At 59.9% G+C, this 18,169-nt stretch carries 16 protein-coding genes and 1 pseudogene; 7 read left to right on the top strand and 10 right to left on the bottom strand.

Annotated features, from left to right (window positions below; all coding sequences use genetic code 11):
* Window positions 1-17 precede the first annotated feature (17 nt).
* The 3 genes and pseudogenes from TM5383_RS17230 to TM5383_RS14730 all read right to left on the bottom strand — a co-directional run bounded on the left by TM5383_RS17230 (window position 18) and on the right by TM5383_RS14730 (window position 4,597).
* A pseudogene (locus TM5383_RS17230) lies at window positions 18-2,077 on the bottom strand (capsule polysaccharide biogenesis protein).
* A complete protein-coding gene (locus TM5383_RS14735; protein ID WP_058319800.1) occupies window positions 2,077-3,210 on the bottom strand; it encodes a polysaccharide biosynthesis/export family protein in 1,134 nt (377 codons plus the stop codon). The pseudogene TM5383_RS17230 and the gene TM5383_RS14735 overlap by 1 nt, the downstream one beginning before the upstream one ends.
* 94 nt (window positions 3,211-3,304) lie before the next feature.
* Window positions 3,305-4,597, bottom strand: a complete 1,293-nt coding sequence (locus TM5383_RS14730) for a capsule polysaccharide biogenesis protein (protein WP_058319799.1) — start codon at window positions 4,595-4,597, stop codon at window positions 3,305-3,307.
* Between the two features lie 226 nt (window positions 4,598-4,823).
* On the opposite strand from TM5383_RS14730, the gene TM5383_RS14725 reads away from it, so the two are divergent.
* The 5 genes from TM5383_RS14725 (at window position 4,824) to TM5383_RS14705 (ending at window position 8,205) form a co-directional block, all read left to right on the top strand.
* Complete coding sequence (locus TM5383_RS14725) at window positions 4,824-5,411, top strand: riboflavin synthase (RefSeq protein ID WP_058319798.1); 588 nt, start codon at window positions 4,824-4,826, stop codon at window positions 5,409-5,411.
* A 131-nt stretch (window positions 5,412-5,542) separates the two neighbouring features.
* Window positions 5,543-6,676, top strand: coding sequence for a 3,4-dihydroxy-2-butanone-4-phosphate synthase (ribB, locus tag TM5383_RS14720; protein WP_058319797.1), 1,134 nt, complete (start codon window positions 5,543-5,545; stop codon window positions 6,674-6,676).
* A 13-nt stretch (window positions 6,677-6,689) separates the two neighbouring features.
* Window positions 6,690-7,220: a 6,7-dimethyl-8-ribityllumazine synthase gene (locus TM5383_RS14715; protein ID WP_058319796.1), complete on the top strand. Its 531-nt coding sequence runs from the start codon at window positions 6,690-6,692 to the stop codon at window positions 7,218-7,220.
* A 45-nt stretch (window positions 7,221-7,265) separates the two neighbouring features.
* Window positions 7,266-7,760, top strand: coding sequence for a transcription antitermination factor NusB (gene nusB, locus TM5383_RS14710; RefSeq protein ID WP_058319795.1), 495 nt, complete (start codon window positions 7,266-7,268; stop codon window positions 7,758-7,760).
* Window positions 7,761-7,890: 130 nt separating this feature from the next.
* Complete coding sequence (locus tag TM5383_RS14705) at window positions 7,891-8,205, top strand: hypothetical protein (RefSeq protein WP_058319794.1); 315 nt, start codon at window positions 7,891-7,893, stop codon at window positions 8,203-8,205.
* 395 nt (window positions 8,206-8,600) lie between these two features.
* Here TM5383_RS14705 and TM5383_RS14700 read toward each other — a convergent pair whose 3' ends face one another.
* The 4 genes from TM5383_RS14700 to TM5383_RS14685 all read right to left on the bottom strand — a co-directional run bounded on the left by TM5383_RS14700 (window position 8,601) and on the right by TM5383_RS14685 (window position 12,007).
* Window positions 8,601-9,143: an adenine phosphoribosyltransferase gene (locus tag TM5383_RS14700; RefSeq protein ID WP_058319793.1), complete on the bottom strand. Its 543-nt coding sequence runs from the start codon at window positions 9,141-9,143 to the stop codon at window positions 8,601-8,603.
* Between the two features lie 71 nt (window positions 9,144-9,214).
* A complete protein-coding gene (locus TM5383_RS14695; RefSeq protein WP_058319792.1) occupies window positions 9,215-10,216 on the bottom strand; it encodes a DUF418 domain-containing protein in 1,002 nt (333 codons plus the stop codon).
* 258 nt (window positions 10,217-10,474) lie between these two features.
* Complete coding sequence (locus TM5383_RS14690; protein WP_058319791.1) at window positions 10,475-11,347, bottom strand: S-methyl-5'-thioadenosine phosphorylase; 873 nt, start codon at window positions 11,345-11,347, stop codon at window positions 10,475-10,477.
* A 45-nt stretch (window positions 11,348-11,392) separates the two neighbouring features.
* A complete protein-coding gene (locus tag TM5383_RS14685) occupies window positions 11,393-12,007 on the bottom strand; it encodes a flavin reductase family protein (protein WP_058319790.1) in 615 nt (204 codons plus the stop codon).
* A 103-nt stretch (window positions 12,008-12,110) separates the two neighbouring features.
* Here TM5383_RS14685 and TM5383_RS14680 point away from each other — a divergent pair, with 103 nt between their 5' ends.
* Window positions 12,111-12,602, top strand: coding sequence for a GNAT family N-acetyltransferase (locus TM5383_RS14680; protein WP_058319789.1), 492 nt, complete (start codon window positions 12,111-12,113; stop codon window positions 12,600-12,602).
* A 92-nt stretch (window positions 12,603-12,694) separates the two neighbouring features.
* Entirely contained in the window at window positions 12,695-13,477 is a 783-nt protein-coding gene (locus TM5383_RS14675; RefSeq protein WP_058319788.1) for an EcsC family protein, read from the top strand.
* Window positions 13,478-13,543: 66 nt separating this feature from the next.
* On the opposite strand, the gene ptsP is transcribed toward TM5383_RS14675, so the two are convergent.
* From ptsP to TM5383_RS14660, 3 genes are all read right to left on the bottom strand, one after another.
* Entirely contained in the window at window positions 13,544-15,796 is a 2,253-nt protein-coding gene (gene ptsP, locus TM5383_RS14670; RefSeq protein ID WP_058319787.1) for a phosphoenolpyruvate--protein phosphotransferase, read from the bottom strand.
* Between the two features lie 264 nt (window positions 15,797-16,060).
* Window positions 16,061-17,299 carry an aspartate kinase gene (locus tag TM5383_RS14665; RefSeq protein WP_058319786.1) on the bottom strand — a complete coding sequence of 413 codons (1,239 nt, stop codon included), beginning with the start codon at window positions 17,297-17,299 and terminating at the stop codon, window positions 16,061-16,063.
* Between the two features lie 166 nt (window positions 17,300-17,465).
* On the bottom strand, window positions 17,466-18,110 hold the full coding sequence (locus tag TM5383_RS14660; protein WP_058319785.1) for an SDR family NAD(P)-dependent oxidoreductase: 645 nt from the start codon (window positions 18,108-18,110) through the stop codon (window positions 17,466-17,468).
* Window positions 18,111-18,169: the final 59 nt, after the last annotated feature.

Below are 18,169 nucleotides of genomic sequence, written 5' to 3'. Positions count from 1 at the left end.
TTTCTAAACCTGAGGCGCTAACACCGCCATAGATGTGCGTAAGAGCTCAACAGCCCTTGTAGCTTGGCCACCATCCTCAGGCTGGGCGGTGCGGGGCTGATACCCGCGGCAAGGCGTTCCACCACCACCTCTGCAGGGCAGGGCAGGCCTGTCACCGGATCGCGGTAGCGGGGATAGTCGATCAGGGTAGCGTGGATCAGACCTTCGAGCGGGACGAGGATGTTGCGGCGGCTCGGCACCGTGCCGCGATCCACCGTCAGCCCCCAGCCTGCGTAAAACGGCGTGCCGAGGCAGGTGACCTTCACCCCGCGCAGTAGTGCTTCAAACCCCAACAGCGATGTCATGGTCCAGACCTCTTGCACCTCTGTCAGCAGGGCCGCGGGATCACCACCTTCGATGATGGCATCGGCGTAGCGCGACACCTCATCCTGTGACAGTGCGCCGGGGCGCAGGCCAGCCTCTACATCCGGGTGGGGCTTATAGAGGATCGTGGCCTCTGGGTTTGCCTCACGGGCAGCGGCCAGCAGGGCCAGATTGGTCTGCACCTCACTGGTGCCAAGGCGGATAGAGGCGTCATCCTCTACCTGTCCCGGAACCAGAATACGATGGCCCGCAGGCAGGTCGGGCGCGGCGGCGCCGAGGTTGTATTTGCTAAGGCCCGCCTTGATCAGCGCACGGCGCAGGCGGTCGGCACGGGCGCGTTGATCTTCGCGCAACTGTGCGCGGGATCTGATCAGATCCTCCAGATCGCTGGGGCGGGAGGGATCGTAGTAGATGCCCTGATGGTCTGTCACCAGGGACAAGGGCGGTACCAAAGCAGCGCCAAGGCCGCGGGAACGTAGGAATCCATCCTCCACCCGCACCAGACCGTCCGGCGGGGTGTCTAGGCGTTCAGCCTCGCGCGCCCAGATCATCTGTTTGCGCGTTGTGGCCTGCGGTGTTTTGGTGAACTGCATTGGCGTCACCTGACCAAAGAAACCGTTCAGTGCTTTGCGTTTCCACAGCCGCATGCCGCTGGCCTGCCAGCCGTGTAGATCCGCCGCATAGGCGCGCGATTGCGCCTCTAACGTGTCGATCACATCCTCCAGCCGGCACAGGCGATCGCGGTAGGGATCATACCAGATCGGGTAGAGCATCATCGCCCCAGCAAAGAGCTGCGCGCGGGTCAGTGTGCGGCTGCGGCGGGGCAGGGGGGATATGTCATCGGTTAGCCCCCAGCCTGCATAGAACGGCTGGCCAAACACCTTGGGGCGGTGACCGGCCATGATCGCCTCAAACCCCAGACCGGAGGTGACGGTGTAGACCGCCACCGCACCTTTCAGCAGGGCGTGTAGACCGCCACCGCACCTTTCAGCAGGGCGTGGGGACTGGCGGCGCCATCGTAGAGCGTGACGTTGTCGGGCAGGTCTGCGTCGGTGAAGTGGCCCGTGCGATGACCTGCGCGGGTTTCGGGGTGGGTCTTGATGACGATGCGGGCGGTGGGATGATCTTCGCGCGCTTGCATCAGCATTTCGGCAAAGCTGTGTTGGTTGGCGCGGCCCAGCTTGATCGAGGCATCGCCACGTGTCTGATCGACCAGCAGCACATAGCCTGCGTCCGGCAGCGGTGCGTCAGGATCAAAGGCGGCGTATTTACTCAATCGCGCCTCATTGATCCGTGCGATGCAGTCGCGGGCGCGGGTCAAGAGGCCCGCATCATCCAGCGGGTGCTGGTTCAGGATCTGTTCCAGATCGTTTGGTTGCGTGATGTCAAAGTGCATCGCCTGCTTGCACACGACCAGACCCAGTGGTGGTTCGCCTGATCGACCGGGGTGCAGCGAGCGTAGGAAGGCATCCTCAACCCGGATCAGGTCGGCACCTGTTTTGGCCACCACCGCCTCACCGCGTGCGGCATAGGGCGAATGGCCCCAAACAGCGACCGTTTCGGCATGTTCGGGCCGCGTCAGGCGCAGGTCATAACCCGCCAGTTCCAGAATGCGGCGCAGGCGTTTCTGACGCAGGAAGCCTGCGTTGAAATAAGCAACCCGCCGAGAGGGGATCCCGGCGGGTTCAAATCCGATCCAATCGGGTGGCGCCATTAGCTGCCGCCAGCCAACGTAGACAGTGAGCTAACGGTTGTCAGCGAGCCGGTCAGCGATGCGATGGTACGATCCCACTGGGTGAACGGTGCCTCGGTCACATAGAGGGTGTCTTCGTCGCGTACCGCAAAATCGCGGGCCAGGAACAAACCGTTCGGCTGGGTCAGATCCAGCACGTAGACCATGCGCTGTGCGCCTTCCAGATCGTTACGGCCCAAGACGCTGTTGGCAATCTCTGCCGGTTCGTTGCGTAGCACGAACACACCGGTGGGATCTGCAGCAGTTGGCACCAGACCACCAACCTGCGCAATCGCTTCGATGGCGGACACTGTCTGGCTCTCAAAGCCGACACGCGATTGGCTGCCAGTGGCACCAAGCGCGGTGAAGGAACGGGTGTCGCCCTCAACCAGAATGCGGTCGCCACCGCGCAGGGCGATGTCCAGTTCGGGGTTTTGATACAGATCCTGGAACCAGATGTGGCCGCGTTCGGTGCCGCGGATCACAGTGACCTGAGCGATTTCGGGATCAATTGTTACACCGCCTGCACGCGCCAGCATGGTGGACAGGGTGCGGGTGGGACGTTCGATAGCATAGACACCCTGACCGCTGATCGCGCCGACCAGCGACACGGTGGATCCATCACCTGCAACGCGGCGCACTTCGACCTGCGGCTCTGGCGTTTGATCTTCGATCTTGCGGGTGATGATGTTGCGAATCTGTTCCGGCGTATTACCGGCGGCGCGGATGCGACCTGCGTAGGGCACAAAGATGAACCCAGCGCCATCCACCTGAATTTCCGTCAGGGTCGAGTTGGTGCCGGTGCGGGTGAACAGGCCCACGTCGACGTTTTCCCAGATTGTCAGGCTCAGCGTGTCACCTGGGCGCACGATGTCTGATCCCAACTGGCCCGCTTTCAGGAACCGCTCTGGAAAACCGAGGGCGGGGGTGACTGCGGTTGCGCGGGTCACACGATCGTTGACGCTGACGATGTAGGCGTCGCCTTCTTGCAGGACGGAGCCTGCAAAAATCTCTTTTTTGTTTGGGCCGACGCGCGGCAGGCCACAGGACGCAACCAGCGCCACAGCAGCCAAAAGGGCGACGGACTTCGCCCGGCGGGAGCTAAAGAATTTCACTGCTCGGTCTCCTCGACCTGTATTATCTGCCTCAAGTCTTTTGTCCAAAATATCGGAATCGGGAACAAAAATCCAGCGCTAGACTTTGTGGGTGTCAGTTCACCACACGCAACTGTTGCCTCGGGGCCGCGGTGCCGCTGGCCAGTGCTTGATAGGGATCTTCGTGCGACAGCATCATATCGACCACATGGCGCATCAGTTGGCGGCGCCCGCCTGCGGAATAGAAACCGCCGGGCAGTTGGCTGGTTTCCAATAAAAAGCGACGATAGTCGCGATAGGCGGGCAGATCTGGTCGTTTGGCGGCAGCAAAGAACTCGGCCACCGGCTGATCTGATACGAATTCTGGTTTGTCATACACCGCAGCGCCAAAGACCTTCAGCGGTATGCCGCGCCACAGAACCTGCTGGCCCGCGGTAGAGTTGACGGTAACGGCGCTGCGCGCTTCGTTCAGCAAGCGGGCCAGTTTGCCGCCGCGTACAAAATGGATGCGATCTTCAACGCCAGCCTCACGAGAGATGCGTTGGATTTCGCGCTTCAGCGGAACGCGGCCGTTTTCTAGCGGGTGCGCCTTAATCACCAGATGATGATGGCCAGGGGCACCTTTTGCGAACCCATCGATGGTGGCTTGCAAAAACTCCGTCATGCGGGAAAACGGTGAATGTTCCTGAAATGAACTGTCATGTTCCAGCTGCAACAGCGCCACATGATAGGGAAAGCCGCCATTGCGGATGCGGAATGTGGCGATGCCGCGTTCCAGAATCTGAATCGGCGTTAGCATCAATCTATTGAAATAGAGCGAAAATTCGCGCGCGACCGGCAATTCGCGATGACGCCGAAAGTTGCGGTAGTCACCGTTCCTGAACATCACGAACCAATGGTAAAGCGCGCCGTAAAACACATGCTGGCGCATGTCGCCCCAGCGCGCTGGCGGTAGGTGGGTGTCCATGTCACTCTGGGCGAGGGCGTCGCGCATGTCGTTCACACTCAACTCCATCAGGCGTGAGTGCCCGTTTGCGCCTTCGCGTTCGTAGGTCACCCAGAAGGGGCGCAGATAGCCCTCTTCGAACACATGCACGGTCAATCCTGCTGCCTTGGCGATGTCCACAGCCTGCGCGTGGATCGGACGGGTGTCACCGTAAAGAACCACGTCAGTCACGCCTTTGCTGGCGATCAGGTCGGCAAAGGTGTCAGGCCAATCGTCGGGTGTGCCCTGATAGGGGATATAGCTGTTCTTATCGAACCAGAACGCACGATCACCCGCGTTGAACCCCACGCGCCAGACAGTGGCGCCCGCACAGCGCAGCATTTTCGCCAATTGGTGAAAAAACGGACCATGAGGACCCTGCAGACACAAAAAGACGCGCGATGCGTGCGTATCGTTGTGCATGATCTGCGCCTCCTCTTTTGGTTTTGCCTGTTCTCAAATGCCGTTGCCGCGGCATTAGGTGCTTTGCCGACAGCTTATAATTGAGGTCTTCGGCAAAAATAAGGCACTTTGTGCAGGTGCGCTCGCTCAGTGGGAAATCTCAGCGGCTTGTCCTTCTGTCTGTCAACGGCTAGATCTTCGGTCGGTTTAGGTTTGGGACATCCCCAAACAGTAGAGGAGCGCACCTATGTTTACCGGCATTGTCACTGACCTTGGCACCATTCTGGAACTGGAAAAACGCGGTGATCTGCGTGCCCGTATTCAGACGGCATACGATCTGGAAAGCGTGGACATGGGCGCCTCTATCGCCAGCGACGGTGTCTGCCTGACCGTGATCGCCAAGGGTGCGGATTGGTATGATGTGGAAATCTCTGCCGAAACGGTGTCCAAAACCAATCTGGGCGACTGGGAAGTTGGTCGTCGCGTCAATCTGGAACGCGCGCTGAAGGTTGGTGATGAACTGGGGGGCCATATCGTCAGCGGTCACGTTGATGGCGTTGCCGATCTGGTTGAGATGGTGGAAGAGGGCGACAGCACTCGTATGGTGTTTGAAGCGCCCGAAGAACTGGCTAAGTTTATCGCGCCCAAGGGGTCTGTGACCCTGAACGGCACTTCGCTGACGGTGAATGAGGTGGACGGCTGCCGTTTTGGCATCAACGTCATTCCCCACACCAAAGAGGTGACCATCTGGGGGCAAGCCAAGGTGGGTGATCGCATCAATCTAGAGATTGATACGCTGGCCCGTTACGTGGCCCGTCTGAAAGACTTCGCCTGAACAATTCGGCTTTGATGCGCTGACGCCCGCGCAGCTCTGGCGCATTCGGTCGGGGTGGCGTCGCGTCTGCTCTGGCAATTGGCCTGTGCCTGCGGTATTTGGCAGGGGAACACTGACCAAGGGAATGCCCTATGCCTGAAAGCGCTGCCTTTGAAACGCCCGGTCCCGTAGAGGCCCAACTGCGTGATGCCATCAGCCCGATTGAAGAGATCATCGAAGCCGCCCGTCAGGGGCAGATGTATATCCTCGTCGATCATGAAGACCGCGAAAATGAGGGTGATCTGATCATCCCGGCGGAATTTGCCGATGCGGCTGCGATCAATTTCATGGCGACACATGGCCGCGGTCTGATCTGTCTGCCGATGACCGCAGAGCGTGTGGATTTCCTCGGCCTGCCGATGATGGCGGTGAACAACTCGTCGCGTCATGAAACCGCCTTCACCGTGTCGATCGAGGCGCGCGAAGGTGTGTCTACCGGTATCTCTGCCGCTGACCGCGCGCTGACCATCGCCACCGCGATCAACGAACAGAACACCATGGCGGCCATCGCCACCCCCGGCCACGTCTTCCCGCTGCGCGCCAAGCGTGGTGGCGTGCTGGTACGCGCTGGCCATACCGAGGCGTCTGTTGACATCTCGCGCCTTGCGGGCTGCCACCCGTCGGCGGTGATCTGCGAGATCATGAAAGAAGACGGCACCATGGCGCGTCTGCCTGATCTGGTAGAGTTCGCCAAAGAACACGACATGAAGATCGGCACCATCAGTGACCTGATCAAATACCGTTCCAAGAATGACAACCTTGTGGTGGAAACCAGCCGTGAAACCGTCACCTCGGAATTTGGTGGCGAATGGGATTTGCGCATCTTCACCGATCAGATCCATGGTGTTGAGCATGTGATGATGATCAAGGGCGACATCACCACCGATGAACCCGTTCTGACCCGCACCCATGCGCTGCATGAGGCGACCGATATTCTGGGCCTCGGCCCGAAACCCGCCGATGAGCTGCCCCGCGCGATGAAGATCATCGCCGAAGAGGGCCGCGGTGTGGTCTGCCTGTTCCGTGAGCCGCGCCATGCGCTGTTTGCGCAGGACGAAGAAGGCGTGAAAACCATCAAGCAGGTCGGTGCAGGCGCGCAGATGCTGTCGAAAATCGGTCTGTCCAAGCTGGTCCTGCTGACCGATAGCCCACGCACCAAATACGTTGGTCTGGATGCTTATGACATCGAGATCGTCGGCACCCGCCCGATCAACGGCGACGCCTGAAGGAGTTTGAGATATGGCTGGACATGAACAGCATTACATTATGCCCCGCGCCGAGTTTTCCAAACCGGTGAAGCTGGCGATCGTGATGTCGCCCTATTACAAAGACATCGCTGACAACATGCTGAAAGGCGCCGTGGCCGAGATTGAGGCCGTTGGCGGCACCTATGAGGTGGTCGAAGTGCCCGGCGCATTGGAAATCCCCACCGCCATCGGCATTGCCGAACGGATGAGCAACTTTGACGGCTATGTCGCGCTGGGCTGTGTGATCCGTGGGGAAACCACCCACTATGAAACCGTCTGCAACGACAGCAGCCGCGCCATTCAGATGCTGGGTCTGCAGGGCCTGTGCATCGGCAACGGCATCCTGACCGTGGAAAACCGCCGTCAGGCTGAGGTGCGCGCTGATCCCGACGATCAGAACAAAGGTGGCGGCGCAGCGGCTGCGGCCTTGCACCTGATCGCTTTGGCCCGTAAATGGGGCGATCAGCGCAAAGGCGTGGGATTCGTTCCCGCCGATGAAATCCAGCTGGCAGGCAAAGCATAATTCCGCAGTGACCTAGCCACGCCATTCTACAAGGCACCAGATCGCATGAGCACCGGCGAAGAAGAACAGCGTAAACCGCTTTCGAACAACCAGAAGCGCAAGATGAAATCCGCCTCGCGGCTGTATGCTGTGCAGGCGCTCTACCAGTTGGAGGTCGGGGAGCAGATCCTTGATCAGGTCATTCTGGAGTTTCTGGATCACCGTTTCGGTGCGATTGTTGAGGATGTGGAGTGGCTGGAAGGCGACGCCAAGCTGTTCCAACAGCTGGTGAAGGAAGCGGTGAACTGGCAGGCCAAGGTTGACCAGATGACCGACCGTGCGCTGGTGGCCAAATGGCCGCTGGGCCGCATCGATTCCACCCTGCGGGCGCTGTTCCGTGCCGCAGGTGCTGAGCTGACACAGGCAGAAACCCCGCCCAAGGTGGTGATCACCGAGTTTGTGGATGTCGCGCGCGCCTTCTTCCCCGAAGGCAAAGAGCCGAAGTTCGTGAACGCGGTGCTGGATCACATGGCGCGCGAGGCCAAGCCCGAAGCGTTCTGAATGGCCCATCGTTAAAGTTTGCACAAAAAACCGCGGCATATCGTCAAGATGTGCCGCGTTTTTCATATTGGGCTTGAAACCTTCGGCTTTTGGCATACGATCTTAGGCAGCTCTTACAGGAGGCACTGCCATGCCCAAGCTCATCCGTCTCTATATCACCAACGTGTTGATCGGCTTTGCCATCGCTGCGGCCTTCGTGGCGATGTTGTTGTGGTTCAACCTCGGCAATCTTGGGTCGCTGGTGGCGAATTCGGATGCGGGTCTGCTGGCGGTGTTTCTTTTGTGGTTCTCCAACGGGATCGTTTTTGCCGGCGTGCAGTTCGGCATCGCGGTGATGAAGCTGAAGGATGAAGACCCCAAAGGTGGCCGTGGTCGTCCGGTGCGGGTCGATCTGACCAAACCTGTACGCGTCATGCAGGAAGCACCTGCGAAGCGTCAGCGCTGATTAACGCGGATTTTCGATGTATTGAGATAGGAGAGGGGGCGCTGCCCCCTTCTTTGCTGCGCAAATTCATCCCCCAGAGTATTTGTGGAACGATGAAAGCGCTTTCAATGTTCCATAAATACTTACCTGTCGTTGAGACAAAAGCGCAGCATGAACGGTGGTAAAGTGGCGGGCCCGCAGCGACCGTTCGGTTATCTCATTCCCGAGGACCTGTATGTACAGGTGGGCGCCAGGTAACTAGACCAGGATCCAGACAGAGCCAGCTCCCTCGGAATTGCTTAAGGCCACCGGAATGCAACCGTGTCTCGTGAAGAGCAGCACCCGCCGAGGACTTAGATAGGGTGTCCGGGCGGGGGCGGCAAGAGGGTGTTTCGAACCTTTAGGCTCGGGCGGGTTTACAGCCCTTCAAACTCGCACAGGACAGACACGTCCATGCCCATCGCTTCCAGCTTTTGGCGGCCACCCAGTTCGGGCAGGTCGATCACAAAGGCGCAGCTGAGGATTTTGCCGCCCAGACGCTCCACCAGTTTGATCCCAGCCTCGGCCGTGCCGCCGGTGGCCAACAGGTCATCAACCAACAGGATGGTTTCACCGGGTTCAATCGCGTCGTCGTGCAGCTCTACGATCGCTTCGCCATACTCCAGCGTATAGGCCTCGGAAATGGTTTTGCCGGGCAGCTTGCCCTTTTTGCGGATCGGCACAAATCCGGTGCCCAGCTGGTGCGCGATGGCACCGCCTAGGATGAAACCGCGTGCCTCCAGACCGACAACCTTGTCAATGCGCTGACCGGCGTAGGGGTGCAGCATCTGGTCTACCGCCATGCGAAAGCCGCGCGGGTCGGCAAACAGCGTGGTCACATCGCGGAACATGATGCCTTCGTGCGGGAAGTCGACGATGGTGCGGATGTAGTCTTTGACGGTTTTCTGCTGCGGTGCCATTGGGCTGCGCCTTTCTGTAGCTGAATGCCTGTGGTGTTTGGCAAGGCCGCGCCCGTGTTTCAAGGGGTTTCTTAGCCTGCCAGTTTGCGCATCAATGCCTCTAGCGGGCCGCGTTTTGCCACATACTGCCACAGGTGGGCGTAGATGAGGCAGGCGGCGCAGAAAGAGAGGCTGATCCACAGGACCGCAGCATTGGACAGGCTGCCGTTCAGTAGGCCGAGGGTATCCATCGTACCCATGCCGATCAGGATATGGGCAAGGTAGAGCGTCAGGCTCTGCCGTCCGGCCAGTGACAGCGTGCGGGTGAGGCGGCTGCGCATCAGTGCAGGACCTGCCCAAAGGCAGGCGGCGATCACCACACAGGCGCTGCCGGTGGCCGATAGGATGTAGAAGGGTGTCGGCGGGATGGGCGCGGTGCTGAGGAGGTCGGTTAGGTCGGGATCAGCTGTCAGCGCGGCAGGGATCAGACCGGCGATGCAGGCAAGGGCACCGTAGAGCGCTATGCGCAGGCGTATGGCAGGGCTGCCCAGATCCAGCCGTGACAATGCCATGCCGATCATTAGGAAGCTGAGCCACGGCAGCACCGGATGCCAGCCGTTGTAAAACGTGTGGCGCAGGTAGCCCGTGACGGTCCAGAAATCCGCATAGACCAGCGCGTCCCAGTCCCAGCCCGCGTCGTAGTTGCCAAAGATCAGCCCGGCATAGGCGATCAGCGCGACAGCAACGGCTGCGGTCCAGAGCGCGCGGGCAGGGGCGGTGAGCAGCGGCAACACGCAGAGGAAGTAGGTGCCGTAATAGTGCAGAATATCTGCCTCAAAGATCGTGACGTTGATCATGCCCAGTACGATTAGAAACACCGCCCGCCGGCTGACCAGCGCCATCCCCGCCCGCGACAGGCCAAGGCCGATGCCTGCCAGCACCACAAACAACGCGGCTGCGCGCCCCTCTAAAAGGTCGATGATGGTGGAGGGCAGGTCGCCCACGCCCGTCACCTCTGCCGCGATGCGGAAGTTGACGAGGACCATGCCGACAAACGCAAGAAATCGGGCAATGTCGAGACCGTCGAGGCGCATTGAAAATCCTTTGGTTCTGCAATGGCGGCAGTCTAAGAGGATTTGCGGTGGGAAATCCATACGCTTCGCTAGTGTTTTGCGCGGCGCTCGAACCGAGGGGCGAAGCAAAGCGCCCGCCCCAACAAACCACAGGTTTGTCTTCGACAAAACGGGTCGGTTCGGGCGCTGCCAAATCTTTGATTTGGCGTAAAAATAGTGAAATGATATAGTGAAAAGGCGGACCAATGGCCCGCCTCTCTCACTCATTCTCTGGTCGCCTTAGCCCAGCACGCGGCCTGCGACCGCATCCAGTTTCGCCACTAGGTCTGGATCGCGCTTTTCTGGTGCGGTGAGGATTGCAAACTCCAACGCCTTGTCGCAGCCGTGGGGGCAATCGTCACGTTCGGCACCCAGTAGGGCGGGCAGGCGTTTGACCAATGCGCGGCCCTTGTCGGCGTTGCCGATCAGGGTTTTGATAATCTCGGTCACGTCAACCTCACCATGATCAGGATGCCAGCTGTCATAGTCGGTGATCATCGCGACGGAGGCGTAGCACAGCTCTGCCTCACGGGCCAATTTCGCCTCGGGCATATTGGTCATGCCGATGACATCCGCGCCCCAGCTTTCGCGGTACATTTTGGATTCCGCCAGCGTGGAAAACTGCGGCCCTTCCATCGCCAGATAGGTGCCGCCCTTGTGCACCTTGATCCCGGCGTCGGTGGCAGCGGTAAAGCACGCATCAGACAGGCGCGGGCAGGTGGGGTGGGCGACGCTGACGTGGGCGACACAGCCGGTCCCGAAGAAGGATTTTTCCCGCGCAAACGTCCGGTCAATGAACTGATCCACCACAACAAAATCGCCCGGTGCCATTTCTTCGCGGAACGACCCGCAGGCCGACACAGAAATTACATCGGTGACGCCCAGACGTTTCAGCGCATCAATATTGGCGCGGTAGGGTACGGTGGTTGGTGAATGCACATGGCCGCGGCCATGACGCGGCAGAAAGGCCATTTTAACGCCCTCATACACACCGGTCAGGATCTGATCCGACGGCGCACCCCAAGGGGTGTCGACCGTGACCCATTCAGCATTTTCCAGCCCGTCAATTTCATAGATGCCCGATCCGCCGATCACGCCGATATATGTGTCCATCTCTGTGCCTCTCTGTCTGTCTACGCCAAATCGCGGCGTGGTCTCTTATGCGTTGTTATCATCCGGTCGGGCGAGCGAGAATAGCTCGCGCACTGCAGAGTAGTCGCGATAACCAAGACGTGACAGTGGCTGAAACAGGCTGACGTCAAATTGACCATCGACAAGGTATTGATCCTGAATGCGCACACCTGTGACCTCGCCAAAGACCGCCACATTTGACTCGCCCGGCAGCTGCACAATCTGCGTCAGTTTGCATTCCAGCACCGCCGGTGCGGCGGGGACATAGGAACAGGCGATGGTGTCGCATTCCGCCTTTACCAAACCGGCGTGGGCAAATTCATCTGCGCCAGCAGGCAGGGCGGCAGAGCTGGCGTTCATCGCATCGCGCAGCGCATAGGATACCACGTTGCAGGCAAACACGCCGGTATCGCGGATGTTGGCCACCGTGTCCTTGGTGTTGTCCTGATCGGGCTTCGCGCTGGTTGATGCAAACATCACCTGCGGTGGCTCGTACGCGACAGCGTTGAAAAACGAATAGGGCGCGAGGTTGTCCACGCCGTCTGAAGAACGGGTGGAGATCCAGCCAATAGGGCGCGGTGTCACAATGGCATTGAACGGGTTGTGCGGCAGGCCGTGGCCCTCGGTGGGTTTGTAGAACATGTGCCCTCATCTGCGGCTGGGTTTCGCGTTTGTATCAGACCTAAGGGCATGTTACGCCCATTTCCAGATCTTCGGCTGATTTCCTAGAGGCTTAGCGCACATCATGTTCCGCTTTGAGGTAGAGAGCAAAAACGACTGGTGGGAGGTGGAAGCCCTCTATGACCTGTGTTTTGCACCGGGGCGCACTGCACTGTCGTCTTACCGCCTGCGCGAAGACGTGGCGCCGGTGGCGGATCTGTCCATCGTGGCGCGCGATGATCTGGGGATAGTGGCGGGCGCGATCCGCTATTGGCCTGTGTCTATCGGGGGTGATGTGGCGTTGCTCTTGGGCCCCGTGGCCGTACACCCGACCCATCAGGGCGAGGGTCTGGGCGGCGCGTTGATCCACGACAGTATGGAGCGGGCGGCGCGCCTTGGCTGGCATCGGGTGATGCTGGTGGGGGATGAGCCGTATTATCGCCGTTTCGGTTTTCAGCGCCTCAGCGGCGTGGTGATGCCGCCGCCGACGAACCCTGATCGGGTGCTGGGGCATGGTGTGTCCGACGGTGTCTGGGAGGGCGTTGCGGGCGATGTGACGCGGTTTCAGCAGGGCTGAGGTGGCGGGTGCTGCCTTGAAAACCCTCGTCAGACCAACCACCTGTTCCTAAAGCCCGCCCATAGATGCGGGGTGTGGTTGGAGGGTGCAACATGCTGACAGAACAAGCCTTGGCAGAACTGGTGGATCCATCCGCATTGGATCTGGAGGCAGAGCTGGATCAGCTGGCCCGTCGGTATCGTGGCGCATCTGGTCCGGTGATTGAACTCTTGAACCTTTTGGGCGGATCGGCGGAAAACCTGTTGGATCGGTTGCCAGAGAAAGTGCGCATCCAGCTAGATAGCGCGACCGAGGCGGCGCTGTTTGCCGCGATGCGGGCAGCGCATAAATCGCGTGATGTTGTCAGCGATCAGCCGGGTTGGTTTCACGGTGCATTGACCACAGTCATGGGGGCCGCTGGCGGCATGGGCGGGCTGCCAACGGCACTGGCGGAGCTGCCGCTGACCACCACGGTTCTGCTGCGCGACATTCAGGGCGTCGCGGTGAGCCATGGCTTTGACCCCGACGCGGAAAGTGTGCAGTTTGACTGCGTGCAGGTCTTTGCCTCTGCCGGACCGTTGGCGCATGACGATGGGGCGGATATGGCGTTTCTGGCCACCCGCATGGCGCTGCGTGGTGCGTCGATGCAGGCGCTGATTGCCAAGGTCGCGCCGCGTTTGGCGCATGTGTTGGGGCAGAAACTGGCGGCGCAAAGCGTGCCTGTACTGGGCGCCGTTGCGGGGGCGGCGACGAACTATGCCTATGCCAGCTATTACCGCGATATGGCCCATGTCCATTTCCGCCTGCGCCGTTTGGCGATTGAGGCGGATACGCGACCAGAGGAGTTGGTGGCCGAGTTGAAGCGCCGTGTGACCGGCCCCGTGGTGACGGGCTAGAGCGCGGATTTTGAGTATTTATGGGAACATTGAAAGGGGCGCCAGTTTGTTCCGGCGCCCCGATGCTTAGGGCTGGCTTTGCAGATAGGCCATGACCGCAGGGCGCACCGATTGGTCGCCACGCAGGCGGGCCTCTTCGATGATGCGGCGCACGCCATCCAGATCGACCGAGCGCAGGATGTTTTTCACCGGCCCGATAGAGGCAGGGCGCATTGACAGGGATCGTAGGCCCATTGCCGCTAGGCAGATCGCCTCAATCGGGCGGCCGGCATCTTCACCACAGAACGACAGCGACGTGTTCGACGCCTCGCACCGTTTGACGATCCCCTCGAGGAAGGTCAGGAAGCTGACATTCAGCGTGTCATAGCGTTTGCGCACCCGTTCGTTTTCGCGGTCCGCTGCAAAGAAAAACTGTTTTAGATCGTTGCCGCCGATGGAGAGGAAATCCACCTCTTCGTAAAACTTGTCCGGCGCAAAGGCGAGCGATGGGGTTTCCAGCATCGCACCGACTTCGATCGTTTCGGGCAGGGCATGGCCCAGTTTTTTCTCGCGTGCCAGCACTTTGTCCATTTCGGCACGGGCTTGGCGGTATTCTTCGTATTGCGCCACAAAGGGGAACATGATCGTCAACGGACGCCCTGCTGCGGCGCGGATCAACGCTTGCAGCTGCATCCGCATGACCCCGCGACGGTCCAGCCCCACGCGGATCGCGCGCCAGCCAAGGGCGGGGTTGGGTTCATCGTTGGGTTTCATGTAGGGCAGCACCTTGTCCGACCCGATGTCGAGGGTGCGGAACACCACCCGTTTGCCATGCGCCGCATCCAGAACGCGGGTGTATAGGGCCGATAGTTCCGACCGTTTCGGCATCTGGTTGCGCACCAGAAACTGCAGTTCGGTGCGAAACAGCCCCACACCTTCGGCGCCGGAGCCGTCCAGTGAGGGCAGATCGGCCATCAGACCGGCGTTCATCTGCAAAGAGATTGTCTTGCCACACTTGGTGGTCGCCGGCTTTTCGCGGATCGAGGCGTAGCGTTCCTGCGCCTTGGCCTGCATGGCGATTTTATCGCGGAAAGCGGTGACCACGGTGTCATCGGGGCGCAGATGAACAACGCCTTGATCGCCATCGACCATGATGTGGTTGCCGTTCAGCGCGTCGGTGGTGATGCGGCTGGCATGGACGACCAGCGGGATCGCCAACGCGCGCGCCACAATTGCGGCGTGGGACCCGACGGAGCCCTCTTCCAGTACGATACCTTTGAGCGAGCGGCCATAGTCCAGCAGTTCCGCAGGGCCAATGTTGCGGGCGATCAGGATCGGATCGGCGGGCATTTCCGCACCGGTGTTCTGGCCCTGACCGGTCAGGATACGCAGCAGGCGGTTGGACAGATCATCCAGGTCATGCAGGCGTTCGCGCAGGTAAGAATCTGTCGCCATGTTCATGCGCGCGCGGGCCTGGCTTTGTTCCTTTTCCACTGCTGCCTCGGCGGACAGGCCGCGGCTGATGTCTTCCTCCATTCGGCGCATCCAGCCTTTGGAATTGGCAAACATCCGGTAGGCCTCAAGGACCTGCATCTGTTCGCTGTCGCCACCCAAGGCGCCATCCAGCATCTGATCAACGCTGACGCGCAACTCATCCACTGCCTCGCGCAGGCGGACCAGTTCGGCGTGGGGATCTTCGGCGATGGGGTTGGTGACCACCACGCGCGGCTCATGCAGCCAGACGTGGCCTTCGGCAGCGCCTTCCTGACCAGTGGTGCCACGGATCAGGCTGGGGTTCTGGTGCGGTGCGGCCAATGCGGCGCCTTCGCCAACAAAGGCGCCCAGTTCGGCCATTTCAGCCAGAACCATCGCCACCACTTCCAGCGCATAGACCTCATCGGCGGAATAGGCGCGGGCCTCTTTCGATTGAACCACCAAGACGCCCAGCTTTTCGCCCAGACGCTGCACCGGCACCCCAAGGAAGGAGGAGTAAATCTCTTCGCCCGTTTCAGGCATGTAGCGAAACCCCTTGGCCGAGGGTGCATCGGTGGTGTTCACCACGCGGCCATAACGCGCGACGCGCCCGACCAGACCTTCGCCCAGTTTCATGCGGGTCTGGTGCACCGCTTCGGCGTTCAAACCTTCGGTGGCGCACAGTTCCAGCGTTTCGGCATCGCGGAACAGATAGATCGAACACACCTCAGAGCCGGTTGAATCGGCAATCAGGTGGGTGATCTTGTCTAGCCGCGCCTGCCCTGCGCTGTCCTCGGCCATCGCGTCGCGCAGCCGTTGCAGCAGTTTGCGGCTCTCTGTCTCTTTTGTTTCCGTCGCTTCAACCATCCGCGGCGGTCCTCCTCGATCTTCGCTGGAACTTTAGAGCACAAGTTTGACAGGAACAAAACGGATATCGCGTCGAGGGCGTCAGATCGCGACAGTTTTTGGATAGGCTAGAGGGCGGAGTGATCGGGAATTGGGCAAGATATGTGTGGATGAGAGGGTATCTTCTTATGCCAAATCAGAGGTTTGGCAGCGCACAGAATTTGCAGATACAAAAAAGCCCACGCAAATTGCGCGGGCTTTTCAAGTTCAGCAACAAGCGGCTGATTATTCTGCTTTATCCAGTTCAAAGGCGTCGTGCAGCGATTGCACGGCCAGTTCCAGATATTTGCGGTCGATCAGGACCGAGATCTTGATTTCCGAGGTGGCGATCACCTTGATGTTGATGCCTTCGTCGGACAGCGTTTTGAACATGGTCGAGGCCACGCCCGACTGCGAACGCATGCCGATGCCTACGGCAGAGATTTTGCAAACCTCGGTGTCGGCGACCAGTTCGCTGTAGTTGATCTCACCGCTGTCTTTGGCTTCTTGCAGGGCTTTCTCGGCGCGCATCACCTGATCGGTGGGGCAAGAGAAGGTCATGTCAGTGCGGCCTTCGTCGGCGATGTTCTGGATGATCATATCGACGTTCACACCTGCATCGGACAGCGGGCCAAAGATGGCGGCTGCGATGCCGGGGCGGTCGGCGACGGAGATCAGGGTCATCTTCGCCTCATCACGGGAATAGGCGATGCCGGATACGGGACGGTTTTCCATGGTTTCTTCCTCGTCGCAGACCAAGGTGCCTGCTTCATCAGACGGTTCTTCGAAAGAGCTGAGAACGCGCAGTTTCACTTTATAGCGCATCGCCAGTTCGACAGAGCGGGTTTGCAGGACCTTGGCGCCAAGCGAGGCCAGTTCCAGCATCTCTTCGAAAGAGATCTTGTCAAGTTTGCGCGCCTTGGGGCTGATGCGGGGATCGGTGGTGTAGACCCCGTCAACATCGGTGTAGATGTCGCAGCGTTCCGCATCAAAGGCAGCGGCAAAGGCCACGGCGGTGGTATCAGAGCCACCCCGGCCCAGCGTGGTGATGCGGCCCTCGGGGCTGACGCCCTGGAAACCGGCCACAACGGCGACCTTCATGCCCTCGGCAAATTTGGCGGTGATGTTTTCCGGCGGGATCTCTTCGATCCGCGCGGCAGAATGGGCGTCGGTGGTTTTCACCGGTACCTGCCAGCCCTGCCAGCTGCGCGCCGGAACGCCCATTTCCTGCAGGGTCAGCGCCATCAGGCCTGCGGTTACGTTTTCACCGGAGGAAACAACGGCATCATATTCACGCGCATCATACAGCGGCGAGGTCTCATTGACCCAGCCCACCAATTCGTTGGTCTTGCCGGACATTGCCGAAACGATGACGATGACGTCATAGCCTTTGGCAACCTCCAGACCCACGCGTTTGGCGGCGCGTTTGATCCGGTCGAGCGTGGCGACGGAAGTGCCGCCGAATTTCATCACGAGAACGGGCATGGTCTGTCCTAAGCGTCTTTGATCGACGCGGGTTTAGAGAAAGGGGGCCTGCCGTGCAAGGGAGAATGCGGTTTTGCATGCTGCGCTTGCGCTATCAGGGCCGATGTGTCGACTAGGGGCAGGCGGTCGGTTTGCGTTTTTGGAGACGGTGGAGGTGCGAGGCGCCTTAGTACGGGTGATCACGCCCGTCCCATGTTTGGAAACAGCCGGTCGTGGCGAGGTCCAGCGCTGCGAAACGTGCGGCAAGGCCAGTTGCGCTTTCTTCGACCGTGATTTCCGCCTGTGTGCCGCCCACATCGGTTTGCACCCAGCCGGGGTGGTAGATGCCCACGGCAATGCCCAGACCACGTAGATCCGTGGCCAGATTGCGTCCCAGATTGAGCGCCGCCGCTTTCGAGGCGCGGTAGATATAGGACCCACCCGGCGCGCGGGTGTGCGATGCCATCTGCGAAGAAATTATGGCGATTTTTGCATTTTCGGCCATTTGTAGGTTGGGCAGCAATGTTTGCACGGTCTGGAAAACGCCGGTGACGTTCACGGCAAAGCTTTGTGCCCACATCGCCGGCTCATAGCCTGTGGCCAGCGATTCATGTTTGTCGAGGTAAACACCCGCGTTGCAGATCAGCAGATCCACCGGTTGACTGTCCAGATGATGTGCCAGGCGCGGAAAACCTTCTGGCGTGCTGACATCTAGCGGCAAGAAGCCTTCGGCGTCGCGGGCGGTGCCCAGCACCTGATCGCCGCTGTCGACGTAGTGACGATAAAGGGCGTGGCCAATGCCACGGTTGGCGCCGGTGATCACGATGTGCATTTGGCTGTCCTTGCTCCGTTTGCGCGTTAGCGAAATAGAAAAGCACACGGTCTGCAAGT

This window comes from Thalassovita mediterranea (assembly GCF_001458435.1).
Taxonomy (GTDB): Bacteria; Pseudomonadota; Alphaproteobacteria; order Rhodobacterales; family Rhodobacteraceae; genus Thalassobius; species Thalassobius mediterraneus.
This window is presented reverse-complemented; position numbering and strand designations above follow the sequence as displayed.